Below are 12434 nucleotides of genomic sequence, written 5' to 3'. Positions count from 1 at the left end.
AACCGAATCCCCGAACGCGAGGCACGCGCACACAACCCGAAGATCGGTGCGACCGGTGGCGTCCGGGGCGGCAGCCACCTTGTCGCGCTCCGCCACGCTCGACTCAGGTCCGGCCAGTTCAGGAGGTTCTCCAGGGTGGTGCGGTCGTCACCGCATCCGGCGTCGATTCCGGCAGAGGTTCCTCCGGATCCCTCCCGACCCGTTGACCTGCCCGTAACACGCCCTTACCTTTTCGGCGTTCGGGATGACAGATGTTGTGCGAAATGCCGAACGCTTCTGTTCGCTTTTGTGTCCCCCCACCCCGAGACCGCCATCCCCCGAAGGAGCGTGTCCGAGATGAGACGCCTGTACGCCGTACTCCTCGTCCTCTGTCTGGCTCTCGCCGGTGCCCTCGGCACCGCGGGCCCGGCCCAGGCCGCCGCCCAGACCGTCGCGAACGGCACGCAGTTCACCGACACCAACGGCAGCCCCGTGCACGCCCACGGCGGCGGAGTCGTCAAGGTCGGCTCGTACTACTACTGGTTCGGGGAGAACCGGAACTCCGACAACACCTTCCGGTACGTGGACGCCTACCGCTCCACGGACCTGAAGAACTGGGAGTTCCGCAACCACGTCCTGACCCAGTCGAGCAACTCGGAACTGGCGACCGCGAACATCGAGCGGCCCAAGGTCATGTACAACGCGTCCACCGGCAAGTTCGTGATGTGGATGCACAAGGAGAACGGCGTCGACTACGGCGAGGCCCGCGCCGCGGTCGCCGTGTCGGACACGGTCGACGGCACCTACACCTGGCAGGGCAGCTTCCGCCCCCTCGGCACGCACATGTCCCGTGACATCACGGTCTTCGTCGACACGGACGGCGCGGGATACATGGTCTCGGCCGCCCGTGAGAACTACGACCTGCAGATCTATCGGCTGACCGCCGACTACACCGGTATCGCCGGCCTGGTCGCCGACCCCTGGCACGGCGGCCACCGCGAGGCCCCGGCCCTCTTCAAGCGCAACGGCGTCTATTTCATGCTGACTTCGGGGGCGACGGGCTGGAGCGCCAACCAGCAGCAGTACGCGACGGCGACCTCGCTCTCGGGCCCCTGGACCGCGATGGCGAACGTCGGCGACTCGACGATGTACAACTCGCAGACCGCCTTCGTCCTGCCCGTGCAGGGGAGTTCGGGCACCTCGTACCTCTACATGGGCGACCGCTGGGGCAACTCCTTCGGCGGTACGGTCAACGACTCCCGTTACGTCTGGCTGCCGTTGAGCTTCCCCAGCTCGACCACGATGTCCATGTCCTGGTCGCCGGAGATCACCGTCGACACGGCCGCCGGGACCGTCACCGGGACGAGCGCCACGTACAACTCGCTCATCGCCCGGCACTCCTCCAAGTGCGCCGACGTGACCAGTCAGTCGCTGTGGGCCGGTGCCCAGATCAAGCAGTACACCTGCAACGGCGGCACCAACCAGAAGTACTGGTTCAAGTCGGTCGGCAGCGGTTACTACCAGCTGGCCGTGCGGGGCAGCTCCCTGTGCGTGCAGGAGAACGCGAGCACCGTCACGCAGGAGAACTGCAGTGGTTCGGCCACCACCCAGCAGTGGTCGCTCACCACGACCGGCTCCTACGTGAACATCAAGTCCCGCGCCACCGGCGAGTGCCTGGACGTCAACGGCGCGTCCACCGCGGACTCCGCCGCGCTCATCACGTACACCTGCAACGGGGCGACGAACCAGCAGTGGACCAGGGGGAGTTGAGGGGTCGTGGCGAAACGTCTGTCGATCACCCTGCTGGCTGCGCTGACCCTCGCCGCGGCCCTGTCCGTCACCCCGGCGCACGCGCGGACGCAGCAGCCGGGGCCAGGGCTGGGGCCGGGGCCGGGGCTGGAGAACTGCACCGACGGCGCCTGCCACTTCGATGTGCCGCCCGGCACCTACGACGTACGGGTGCGGCTCGGTGGTGCGGAGGCGGCCAGTACCGCCATCAGCGGTGAGACCCGGCGCACCCTGCTCGCCGAGACGCCCACCGGGGCGGGCGAGCCCGTGACCCGCGGCTTCACCGTGAACGTCCGTACCCCCGAGGGCGAGCCCACCGGACCCGACGGCACCGCAGGACTCGACCTGGTCGTCGGCGGCTCGGCGCCCGCGCTCGCCGACATCCGTGTCACCCCGGCGGCCGGCCGGCACACCCGGCAGATCTTCCTCGTCGGCGACTCCACGGTCTGCGACCAGCCAGGCGACCCCTACTCCGGCTGGGGCCAGCAACTCCCGCAGTACCTCCGCAGGGGCGTCTCCGTCGCCAACTACGCCGATTCCGGGGAGAGCACGGTCACCTACCTGGCGGACCCGCGGCTCTTCGCGACCGTGCAGCCGCTCATTCGCAAGGGCGATCTGGTCCTCGTCCAGCTGGCCCACAACGACAAGCAGACGGACGAGCCGACGTACCGCGCGAATCTCGAAACGCTCGTCGCGGGCGTACGGGAAAAGGGTGGCCGTCCGGTTCTGGTCACTCCCATCGTCCGTCGCTGGTTCAACAGCGACGGCACACTGAACAACGGCACAGCCTTGCTGGTGAACGGCCTCGGGGTCGACCACCCGGCCGTCACCCGCTCGGTCGCCGCGGCCCACGAAGTCCCCCTCATCGACCTCACGACCAGGACAAAGGCCCTGGTGGAGTCGTTGGGCGTCGAGGGTTCCAAGGCGCTGTACCTCTACGACGAGAAGCGCGACAACACCCACACCTCGGCACGGGGCGCGACGGCGTACGCCGGACTCGTCCGCGACGAACTCCTTGCCCAGGGCCTGGTGTCCGAGCGTCTTGTGAGGTGAGCTTGACGCCTGGGGCGTCCCGACCGGAACCGGGGCGTCTCAGGTGTACATCCGTGGGTCGCCCCACGGATGTACACGCCCGGCCCCAGGGACGGTTCGACCGGGGCTCTGCGCGAAGGCCCGAACGGTTCGCCCGGGCGCGAAGGCCCGAACGGCCCGAACGGTTCGCCCGGGCGCGAAGGCCCGAACGGTTCGGCCGGGGCCGAAGCGTTCCGGTCCTAGCGTGGTGTCATGGCTTCCACCTTCGCCGCACTGCACCACCCCGACGCCGGCGCCCCGCTGCTTCTCCCCAACGCCTGGGACCACGCCTCGGCGGCGGCCCTGGCCGGGCAGGGGTTCGCGGCGATCGGCACGACCAGTCTGGGGGTCGCCGCCGCCGCGGGCCTGCCCGACGGTTCGGCGGCGACCCGGGACGCGACGCTGGCGTTGGCCCTGGCGCTGGGCCAGGGCCCCTTCCTCCTCTCGGTCGACGCCGAGGGCGGGTTCAGCGACGACCCGGCCGAGGTCGCCGGGACGGCCCGCGAACTCGCCGCCGTGGGCGCGGTCGGCATCAACCTGGAGGACGGCCGCCCCGACGGCACCCTTGCCCCCGCCGAACTCCACGCGGCGAAGATCGGCGCGGTGAAGGCCGCCGTGCCGGGGCTCTTCGTCAACGCCCGCACGGACACCCACTGGCTGGACGACGGCGACGGCGACGGTGACGGAAGAGGGTTCGCACTCGGACGCGAGACGATCCGTCGCCTCGATGCCTATCAACTGGCGGGCGCGGACGGTGTGTTCGTCCCCGGGCTCAGCGACCCGGCCCGGATCGCCGGCCTGGTCGAAGCCGTCGACGTACCCCTCAACATCCTCTACTCACCCCAGGGGCCGCCCCTCCCGGCCCTCGCCGAGCTGGGTGTTCGCCGGGTCAGCCTCGGGTCCCTCCTCTACCGGCGGGCCCTGGGGACGGCCCTGGAGACGGCCGCGCTGATCAGGGCGGGGCTGCCCGTCGAGGGACCCGCGCCGACCTACGACGAGGTGCAGGCGCTGGTTCGTCCGGGGGGTCCCGATCGGCCCGGAGCCACCCCGTCCGAGGGGGCTTCCTGGTAGCGTTGATGCTTTCGTGGGTATGAAGCTCTGTGGACTCCGACCGGCGAGGGACCCAGGAATCATGGACATCCCCGGTAGTACGGGCAGCACGGGTGGAAAGCGACTGGCCGCGGCCGTCGTGATGCGCGAGGGCCTCGTCCTGCTGGTGCGCCGCAGCGAGACCGAGCGGTTCCTGCCCCGGGTGTGGGGCGTCCCCTGCGGGAAGCTGGAGCCCGGCGAAAGCCCCGAGGACGGGGTGCTGCGGGAGCTCAAGGAGGAGACCGGGCTGCTCGGCGAGGTCGTCCGGAAGGTCGGCGAATCGTCCTTCATGAGCGAGTACCGCGGGCAGGAGACCAAGAACTGGCAGGACAATTTCCTGGTCAGGCCGCTCTCCCGGCACATCACCCTCCCTGAGCCGGACCAGGATCACCGCTGGCTGAGCCCGGACGAGCTGCACACCGTCGACATCGACGAGTACAACGCCGACATCGTGCGTCAGGCCCTCACGAACTTCTGAGCAGCTCCGCCAGCGCGTCGAGCTCGCCCAGATAGTCGTCCACGTCCAACGGCACCTTCGGTACGGTCCCCGGGTGGGGCCCCGCCGCCGTGAACACGTCGGTGTGCCGCCGCCGTTCGTTCCCCGTCTCCAGGAAGAGCGTCACCGTCGGCTCGGCCGTGTCGCACCACGCCCGGTGCAGGGTGTGCGCGGGCAGGGCGTAGCTGCTGCCCGCCGCGTACTCCGCGACCTGGGTCAGCCGCAGCCGGGCCGGACCCGCGGGCTCCAGCAGCCAGTCGGCCGAACCGTCCGCCAGCGACTCCTGATAGCGGTCCGCCTCGATCCCGCCATCGATCGTGGTGTCGGCGCCGCGGACGTCACCGCGCGGCGCGTACAGCTCCATCGCCAGCCGCCCCCGTACGACGGAGGAGGCGAGCGGGGAACGGTGGTTGTGGATGTCCTCCTTGCCGATCGCGCCGCGCCCCGGATGCCACAGATGGGCGCGCAGCATGTGACGTGGGCCGTCGTCGATGAGCAGGAGCTTGTCGAAGCCGAGGACATGGCGGTACGAGAGCCGGGCGCAGCCGGGCGGATCGCCCTCACCGGAGGCGAGTTCGGCGATCAGCTCCAACAGGCGCTCGGGGGAGCCGAGTTCGGCCACCACCGAGCGGGCCGCCGCCATCCGTTCGTGTTCCGGCAGTTCGCCGTCCAGTGTCTCGGTCAGCAGTTGCCGTGCCGCCAGGACCTGTCGGCCACCCATGCACGTTCCTCCCGGCTCAGCCGTTCGCTTGCTGGATCAGCGGTTGATACATCCATACGGCATGCGCCCGCAGTGCCGAAAGGCCTTGATAGGTCATCCACATGGGGCGGCGCAGTTCGTTGGTGTCGTCGCGCACCCAGGTCCATATGCCGTCGCTCTGCCCGGCGTACACGGCGCTCGCCGCGCCGTTCAGCCGCTCGCGCCACTCGTCCTCCAGGCCGTCCTCGCGCGCGACGTCGAGGGCGCCGGGGGTGAGCAGGGCGCGGACGATCCAGGAGGCCGTGAAGTGCCGTACGTTCAGGACCTCGTGGTGGGTCGGATCGTCCACGCGCGGCCTGCGTACGTCCTCGCGGAGGTTGGACAGGTCCAGGCAGGCGTCGTGCGGCGCGTCCGGGCAGGCCAGCAGCCAGCGCACACCGTCCTCGCGGGCGGCGCGTGCGTTGACGCTCTCACTGCCCAGGACGCGGGCCGCGCGGTCCAGGGCGACCACCGCCTGGGCCGTGTGCAGCGGGGACGGCGGCCCGTGCAGGGGCGCGAGCCGGTATCCCCAGCAGCGGTGATGCCCACGGCGCGGATCGGTGACCGCGCCCTCGACGAGCGAGTCACGCAGCAGGGGCAGCACCGCGGAGTCGGGCGCCGCACGCAGCAGGCCGCGCATCACGGTCGTCAGGACGTGCGTCAACTCGCGCCCGGTGCGGTCGAGTTCGTGGGTGAAGCGCGTCTCGCAGTGCGCCACCTCCTCGGCGAGCCGCTCCCGTGAGGCTCCGGCCCGGGCCAGTGCGCCCAGCACCAGGGCGGTCACCTCCGGGCGGGCCTGGGAGCCCTGTGTACGCGCCGACCAGCCGCCGTCCGGCAGGCGCAGCCGCCACAAGGTGTCGATCAGGTCGCCCGCGCCGACCCGCCCCTCGGGCATCCCCAGGTCGAGCATGATGTGCAGTCCGTACGCGGTGCCCATGGAGGTGGGCCGGCCGGGGCCGCTCTCGCCGAGGGAGTGCGGCCAGCCGGTGAGGCGTCCGCGTACGGGGTCGTCGACCACGCAGATCTGTTCGGCGAGCGTGCCGTACGCGGTGGAGAAGAGGTCGGGCAGCGGGCCGGGGCCCGAAAGGTCCGACCCGGGGGCGATCAACTGGCCGCTCGGAACTGGTGAGTTGTTGTCACTCCTGGCCCGGAGCAGGGCCGCGGAGAGCCAGGCCGCGAGGGCCGTGCCGAGTCCGCTGACCACGGCGATGGCGTAACGCGCGGTCTGGCCACCGATGTTGTCCGGCAGGACACCCACCAGGGACTGGAACACCGCGTAGCCCGCGGCGGCGGCGCCGAGTCCGCCCAGCCGGCGGACGAGCCGGGCGGGGCGCGGCCCGTGCGGTATGTGCGGCTCGGGATCCGGTCTCAACGGGCCGCGACGGAGCTGCGGTTGGGACAAGGTCCGCTTCCTCCCCCCAAGGCGGCACGTGGCACTTGCGAAGCGTCCAGTCTAAGTGGTGGGCGGGACGTGTGGGGTTGGCGCCGGGGACGCGGCTGGTTGTTCGCGCGGCCAGTGCTCCAGCGTGACGTGCAGGGCTTCGACGGCCCGGTCCCACGACGCCCGTACGTCCCTGGAGGCGCCGAAGGCCCCGGTGGCCTCCAGGGCGCAGTAACCGTGGAAGGTACTGCGCAACAGGCGTACCGCGTCGGTGAGGTCGGGCTCTTCGAGGCCGTACGCGCGCAGCATTCCGTGGGTGACCTCGGCGGTGCGGACGAAGGCGGGGGAGGTGGCGGCGAGGCTCTGGTCGATACGGATCTGCGTGGCCGCGTAGCGGCCGGGGTGCTCCAGGGCGTACTCGCGGTAGGCGTCGGCGAAGGCGGCCAGGGCGTCCTTGCCGGCGCGGCCGGCCACGGCGTCGGCGATGCGGTCGATCATCTCGGCGCCTGCGAGGAGGGCCATGCGGGTGCGCAGGTCGTGCAGGTTCTTGACGTGCGAGTACAGGCTCGCGTCCTTGACGCCGAACTTTCTGGCCAGGGCGGAGAGGGTGACGTGCTCGTAGCCGGCTTCGTCGGCGAGGTCGGCGGCGGCGGTGACGACCCGGGCGGTGGTGAGTCCGGCACGGGCCATTCTCGGGGGCCCCTTTCTGTCTTGGGCAGAGGCCCTCAAGAGTAGCGATCACCCCTCGCACGGATTCCGCCCCCGCCGCCCCTACCCATCCCCGTCCACGCATGGGGGCTACGCCCCCTCGCCCCCCTTCGCGCAGTTCCCCGCGCCCCTAGGCGCCTAGGGGCGCGGGGAACTGCGCAATTCTTGACGCTCGCCCCCAGGTACTTAGGGGCGCGGGGAACTGCGCAATCTTTTGGGCTAGCCCCCGCCGGGCCCGCAGGCGACAAACGGCCCGGCATTAAGGGGCGCGGGGAACTGCGCAGTCTTTTGGGTCAGCCCCGTCCGGCCCGCAGGCGCGGCAAGGGCCGGTGTCAGTTGAGCGGGGCGTACACGACGCCCAGTTTGTCGATCTCCGTGCCCGATCGGCCCGTGAAGCCGGCGATCTGCCACCCGGCCGGAGCCGTGAACGTCACCGCATCAGACGTGGCTGATCCGGCCGACACCGTACGGGACTTGTCCGTGGTGAAGGACGCCGAGAAGACCCGAGTCCGACCGTCCTTCTGCCCCTGCGTGAGCTTCACCGAGGTGAGGTGCTCACCGGCGGCGAGGGCGAGGGAGACGCCCGTACCGCCCGTACCCCCGTGCGTCACCGACGTACCCCCGTCGAGCGCGAGCGACACCGCGTCCAGCCGCGCCCCACCCCGCAGGGTGAGCGTACGAGGCGAGGGCGCGCCCGGCAGGTCGTCCGCGTCGTTGAACGCCGTACCGTGCGGCCCGCCGAAGAAGTCGCTCGCCCGGAGCTTGGCCGGAAGGGTCCACGAGAAGTCGACCGTGTGGGGGAAGTGGTCGGAGAGGTTGCCCCCGGCCGAGTCCAGGAACTTCGCCCACTCGTTGTTGTAGCGGGTCCCGGAGAGGTTCACCAGGTTGCTGCCCCGGTAGAGGATCTTGTCGACCACCTCGCAGGAGTTGGTCGGCGCAGTCGTCGGGCACACGAGCGCGTCACTGCCCTGCGCGGGCGCGCTCCCGCCCCGCACCAGCTGGACCCACGCGTCGGTCAGCCCGTTCTCGCTCGCGAGGGTACGGATGTTGTCGCCCGAGCGGGTGTAACGGGTGTTGGTGTCACCCATGACGATGACCGCGTTACCGGCCGAGTTGGCCTGGACGAAGTCCGACAGCTGCTCGATGTTGGCGCGCCGGGCAGCAAGGGCGTCGTCGGTGTCGTCCGCGTTCGTGTGCACGTTGTAGAGGTCGACGAAGACGCCCTCCGCGAGCCGCACCCGGGCCAGCGAGAACCCCTTCGGCGTAAGGCAGTTGGTGCCCGTGCACGCCCCCCACTGCACCCGCTCGAAGTCCTCGAAGGCGTAGTCCGAGAGGGTGTTCAGCCCGTCACCGAAGGGCACACCACCACTGGTCGCCGTACGGTACGGGTGGTCGTCGCCCGCGTACAGCGCCGCGTGGTAGTTGAAGTCCTCCTGGACGTTCACGATGTCGTACGCGCCCAGCCGGGGAGCGAGCAGTGGGGTGTTCGTCGCCGGGTTGCCGGAGCTGAGCCCGTCGGGGAGACCCGCGACGTTGTACGTGAGGACGTTGAAGGTGCCGGAGGAGGGGGCGGCGGCAGCCGCGGGGGCAGGAGCGGGAGCGGCTGTGGCGGCCGTGGTGAGCCCGGCGACGGCCAGCGCGCCGGCGAGCAGGGTGCCGATGAGTCTTCTCATGGTGGGGGATGCCTCCAGGCAACAGAGAAAACGGAGGAGCGGAGAAGTCAACTAGTCTGGTCTACAAGGACAGTTGGGGGAACGGTGACGGCAGAGGCGAGCCGCCGTGCCGGAGTCGCCCGCAGCTCACTCCCATGTCGTCCGGTGTTCATGTTTCGCATCGAGTCTCCATAGCGCGCGACCGCACCGGCGGCGCCGGACACAGGAGGCCGACATGGGGCACGGACACAGTCACGGGCATGGGCATCACCACCACGGTCACGACCACGACCATGGGCACGGCCACGACCACGGCAGTGCCACGCTCCCCGCCGCCTTCGACACCTCCGTACCCGACGAGGCCCTGACCCCCGAGCAGCAGTCGCGCCGTTCCATGCTCCGCCGCGCGGGCCTGCTGGGCGCGGGTCTGGCCACGGTGGGAGCGTTCGGCGCGGCCGCGAGCGGGACGGCTGCCGCGCAGTCGTCGGCCGGTGCGCACACCTCCTCCAGTCGCCGCAAGGGCAACGGCTTCCTCTGGCTGGCCGGTGACCACCACATCCACACGCAGTACAGCAGCGACGGCAAGTACCGGGTCGCCGACCAGGTCAGGCAGGGTGCCAGACACGGCATGGACTGGCTGGTCATCACCGACCACGGCAGCGTGGCGCACGCCAAGATCGGCGTCGACAAGGTCAACCCGGACATCAAGGCCGCCCGTGCGGCGCACGAGGACACCCTCGTCTTCCAGGGCCTCGAATGGAACATCCCCGGCGCCGAGCACGGCACGGTCTTCGTGCACCCCGGCAAGAACGAGGTCTCCGTCCTCAAGCAGTTCGAGACGGACTACGACGGCAGCGTGAAGAACGCCTCCGACTCGACGCCCGCCAACGAGGCGCTCGCCGTCGCGGGTCTCGCGTTCCTCGGCGAGCAGGTCCAGCGCCGCAAGGTCAAGGACGCGCTGATGCTCGCCAACCACCCGGCGCGTCGCGGTGTCGACTCCCCGCACGAGATCCGCGCCTGGCGTGACGCGACCTCCCCGAAGCACCAGATAGCCGTCGGCTTCGAGGGCGCCCCCGGCCACCAGGCCGCCGGCCTGCCCGCCCCGCTCGGCATGGGCCGGGCGCGCGGCATCTACGACAACAACCCGAGCGCCAACTCGTTCCCCGGCTACCCGGCGGAGAGCTACCGCACCTGGGGCGGCTTCGACTGGATGACCGCCACGGTCGGCGGCCTCTGGGACAGCCTGCTCGCCGAGGGCAAGGCCTGGTGGATCAGCGCCAACTCCGACTCCCACCAGGTGTACGCGGACACGGCGGCGCGCGGTGGCGGCGACTTCAACACCGACGGCCGCTACGGCGACCCCGTCTACAACGGCCAGATCGACGTCACCCAGGGCGACTACTGGCCGGGCCAGTACAGCAGGACCCACGTTGGCGCCGAGGACTTCTCGTACGCGGCTGTCATGGACGGCATTCGCGCCGGACGGGTCTGGGTCGACCACGGCCAGCTCATCAGCGGCCTCGACGTCCGCGTCTCCGGCGGCAGCCGCTGGGCGACCCTCGGCGGCGCGCTGCACGTCAAGAAGGGCACGAACGTCACGCTGACCGTGGACATCGCACTCGCCCAGGACGCCAACTGGGCGGGCTTCATCCCGAAGTTGGCCCGCGTCGACGTCATCCAGGGCGATGTCACCGGCCCCGCCGCCGACAAGGACACGCTCGTCGCGCCGACCACGAAGGTCGTCAAGTCGTACGAGGTCAACAAGACCACCGGCACGGTCCGGATCACGTACACCCTCGGTCGCGTCGACCGCCCGCTGTACCTGCGCCTGCGCGGCTCGGACGGCAACCGGTCCGCGGTCGGCGCGCGCGGTGCGGCCGTCGACCCCGCCGGTCCCGCCATCGACGTCGTCGGTGACGCGGACCCGTGGAAGGACCTGTGGTTCTACTCGAACCCGGTCTGGGTCCTCCCCGCGTGACTCCACACACCTGCACGGTCGACGCCGACGTACGCGAGCTGCGTGCGGCCGATCACCTGCTGCTGGCGCTGGCAGCCGAACTTGCCCTGCCCGAGGGCACGTTCGGCTGCACGCACCTGGTACGCGGGGAGCGACCGAGGGTGGTCCTGTCGTTCACGACGGCCTCGGAGGACACCGCGCGACTCTTGTCGGCCGCGGGGTACGAGGTGACGGCCGGCGCACCCGACGAGGTGGGCCGGGCCGTCGTCTACCCGGGGTCGACCGAACTGACCAGCACGCTGACGATCGCGGAGTTGCTGACGCGTTCCGCGATCGGCAGGGTGGTGGTGTTGGGCGCCCCCGGTGAGCCGCCGCCTTCGCAGCAGGTGGTGACCCGGGACCACGTACGCCCGCAGTGGCAGGACGGCGAACTGGTCCTGACCCTGCAACCGGCCGTGGGCGGGGTGCTGGTCCCGTTCGAGGTCCCGGACCCTACGCCGTGCTGCGCGGACCACTGACCCGCTGGATGAAAGTGCCCCAGGCGGCGGGGGAGAGGGCGAGCTGCGGCCCGCGGGCGTTCTTGGAGTCACGGACGTGGATGGTGGCGGCAGCGCAGACGGCGACTTCGACGCAGTCGTCACCATCGCTTCCGCTGTAGCTGCTCTTGAACCAGGTCAGTTCAGTGATGCTCATAGCGCTCCTAGCGTCCGCTGCAGCAGGCTCCGGGAATCGTCCGGAGTGAGAGCCTGTGAACGCAGTTTCGCATAGCGCATGTGGAGGACACTGATCGATTCGGGGTCGGCGATGAACTGGCCGGTTCGCTGGCCCTCGCAGTAGCCGAACCATTCGTTCTCGGGTGTTTCGGACAGCCGGATGGGGCCGTCGAGACCGGCGTGGACGCTGCAGGTCACAGGCAGCAGTTGCAGTTCGACGTTGCGCAGTTCGCTGACTGCCAGTAGGTGGCTGACCAGTTCCAACGTGACCTCCCGACCGCCGGTCCCACGCTTGATGACCTGCTCGTCGATGATGAAGTTGTACCCGGTGTTGGGCCGCTCGGTAAGGAGGCGCTGGCGCTCCGCTCGGGCGGTCAACTGGGCCTCGATCTGCGCGTCGGTGAGGACAGGCACCCGCGCGTTGAACAACGTGCGCGCGTACGCCACCGTCTGAAGAAGCCCCGGCACCAGCCGATTCTCAAACGTGTACAGGCTGATCGCCTGCTCCTCCAGGTCCGCCCATCTGCGGAACCAAGAAGCCAAACCCGGCTGCCGCGTCGCATACTTCGCTGCCGCCCGGAGCACTCCGAACGCATCCGACACCTCCTCCGCGCGCTCGACGTACACCCTCGGCGGCAGCCGTCTCCCCTGCTCGATCGACGCCACCGTCCCCGGCTGGTACCGCACGAGCGGTGCGAACTCCTCCTGCGTGAGCCCCGCCCGCTTGCGGAAGGCCTTGTGGACCAGACCGAACGTCTTCAAACTGTCCGACGGTTCGGGCTCGTTCGCCGTGCTGTTGGTCATGACGCCATGGTCACGGAAAGTCACTCCGACTGTCCACAGAGTGAACTCGTACGGGGT

General features: G+C 70.2%; 12 protein-coding genes. 6 read left to right on the top strand and 6 right to left on the bottom strand.

The window, feature by feature from the left end; genetic code table 11:
* The first annotated feature begins 336 nt into the window (after positions 1-336).
* The 4 genes from J8N05_RS31040 to J8N05_RS31025 all read left to right on the top strand — a co-directional run bounded on the left by J8N05_RS31040 (position 337) and on the right by J8N05_RS31025 (position 4405).
* Complete coding sequence (locus J8N05_RS31040; RefSeq protein WP_210888751.1) at positions 337-1749, top strand: RICIN domain-containing protein; 1413 nt, start codon at positions 337-339, stop codon at positions 1747-1749.
* A 6-nt stretch (positions 1750-1755) separates the two neighbouring features.
* Positions 1756-2820 (top strand): rhamnogalacturonan acetylesterase, encoded by a 1065-nt coding sequence (locus tag J8N05_RS31035; RefSeq protein WP_210888750.1) that lies wholly within the window; start codon positions 1756-1758, stop codon positions 2818-2820.
* Positions 2821-3051: 231 nt separating this feature from the next.
* Positions 3052-3909, top strand: coding sequence for an isocitrate lyase/PEP mutase family protein (locus J8N05_RS31030; protein ID WP_210888749.1), 858 nt, complete (start codon positions 3052-3054; stop codon positions 3907-3909).
* A 61-nt stretch (positions 3910-3970) separates the two neighbouring features.
* The gene (locus J8N05_RS31025; protein ID WP_210888748.1) at positions 3971-4405 is read left to right on the top strand and encodes an NUDIX hydrolase; all 435 of its coding nucleotides are present in this window, start codon (positions 3971-3973) and stop codon (positions 4403-4405) included.
* Here J8N05_RS31025 and J8N05_RS31020 read toward each other — a convergent pair.
* From J8N05_RS31020 to J8N05_RS31005, 4 genes are all read right to left on the bottom strand, one after another.
* The gene (locus J8N05_RS31020) at positions 4392-5144 is read right to left on the bottom strand and encodes a hypothetical protein (protein WP_210888747.1); all 753 of its coding nucleotides are present in this window, start codon (positions 5142-5144) and stop codon (positions 4392-4394) included. The two genes, J8N05_RS31025 and J8N05_RS31020, sit on opposite strands and share 14 nt — an antisense overlap.
* Positions 5145-5160: 16 nt before the next feature.
* Positions 5161-6564: a prenyltransferase/squalene oxidase repeat-containing protein gene (locus tag J8N05_RS31015; RefSeq protein ID WP_247706574.1), complete on the bottom strand. Its 1404-nt coding sequence runs from the start codon at positions 6562-6564 to the stop codon at positions 5161-5163.
* A gap of 51 nt (positions 6565-6615) precedes the next feature.
* Complete coding sequence (locus tag J8N05_RS31010) at positions 6616-7233, bottom strand: TetR/AcrR family transcriptional regulator (protein ID WP_210888746.1); 618 nt, start codon at positions 7231-7233, stop codon at positions 6616-6618.
* A gap of 350 nt (positions 7234-7583) precedes the next feature.
* The gene (locus J8N05_RS31005) at positions 7584-8924 is read right to left on the bottom strand and encodes a jacalin-like lectin (protein WP_210888745.1); all 1341 of its coding nucleotides are present in this window, start codon (positions 8922-8924) and stop codon (positions 7584-7586) included.
* Positions 8925-9138: 214 nt separating this feature from the next.
* On the opposite strand from J8N05_RS31005, the gene J8N05_RS31000 reads away from it, so the two are divergent.
* Together J8N05_RS31000 and J8N05_RS30995 are read left to right on the top strand one after the other, a co-directional pair.
* The gene (locus J8N05_RS31000; RefSeq protein WP_210888744.1) at positions 9139-10881 is read left to right on the top strand and encodes a PHP domain-containing protein; all 1743 of its coding nucleotides are present in this window, start codon (positions 9139-9141) and stop codon (positions 10879-10881) included.
* Complete coding sequence (locus J8N05_RS30995) at positions 10878-11378, top strand: hypothetical protein (RefSeq protein WP_210888743.1); 501 nt, start codon at positions 10878-10880, stop codon at positions 11376-11378. Before J8N05_RS31000 ends, J8N05_RS30995 begins: the two co-directional genes overlap by 4 nt.
* On the opposite strand, the gene J8N05_RS30990 is transcribed toward J8N05_RS30995, so the two are convergent.
* Positions 11353-11553: a DUF397 domain-containing protein gene (locus J8N05_RS30990; RefSeq protein ID WP_210888742.1), complete on the bottom strand. Its 201-nt coding sequence runs from the start codon at positions 11551-11553 to the stop codon at positions 11353-11355. The two genes, J8N05_RS30995 and J8N05_RS30990, sit on opposite strands and share 26 nt — an antisense overlap.
* Positions 11550-12377 carry a helix-turn-helix domain-containing protein gene (locus tag J8N05_RS30985; RefSeq protein WP_210888741.1) on the bottom strand — a complete coding sequence of 276 codons (828 nt, stop codon included), beginning with the start codon at positions 12375-12377 and terminating at the stop codon, positions 11550-11552. The genes J8N05_RS30990 and J8N05_RS30985 overlap by 4 nt, the downstream gene beginning before the upstream one ends.
* Positions 12378-12434: the final 57 nt, after the last annotated feature.

Source organism: Streptomyces liliiviolaceus (genome assembly GCF_018070025.1).
Taxonomy (GTDB): Bacteria; Actinomycetota; Actinomycetes; order Streptomycetales; family Streptomycetaceae; genus Streptomyces; species Streptomyces liliiviolaceus.
This window is presented reverse-complemented; position numbering and strand designations above follow the sequence as displayed.

Coding starts and splice junctions, on each gene's coding strand:
- J8N05_RS31040 (WP_210888751.1), top strand. CDS start 337: ATGAGACGCCTGTACGCCGTACTCCTCGTCCTCTGTCTGGCTCTCGCC.
- J8N05_RS31030 (WP_210888749.1), top strand. CDS start 3,052: ATGGCTTCCACCTTCGCCGCACTGCACCACCCCGACGCCGGCGCCCCG.
- J8N05_RS31025 (WP_210888748.1), top strand. CDS start 3,971: ATGGACATCCCCGGTAGTACGGGCAGCACGGGTGGAAAGCGACTGGCC.
- J8N05_RS31020 (WP_210888747.1), bottom strand. CDS start 5,144: ATGGGTGGCCGACAGGTCCTGGCGGCACGGCAACTGCTGACCGAGACA.
- J8N05_RS31010 (WP_210888746.1), bottom strand. CDS start 7,233: ATGGCCCGTGCCGGACTCACCACCGCCCGGGTCGTCACCGCCGCCGCC.
- J8N05_RS31005 (WP_210888745.1), bottom strand. CDS start 8,924: ATGAGAAGACTCATCGGCACCCTGCTCGCCGGCGCGCTGGCCGTCGCC.
- J8N05_RS31000 (WP_210888744.1), top strand. CDS start 9,139: ATGGGGCACGGACACAGTCACGGGCATGGGCATCACCACCACGGTCAC.
- J8N05_RS30990 (WP_210888742.1), bottom strand. CDS start 11,553: ATGAGCATCACTGAACTGACCTGGTTCAAGAGCAGCTACAGCGGAAGC.
- J8N05_RS30985 (WP_210888741.1), bottom strand. CDS start 12,377: ATGACCAACAGCACGGCGAACGAGCCCGAACCGTCGGACAGTTTGAAG.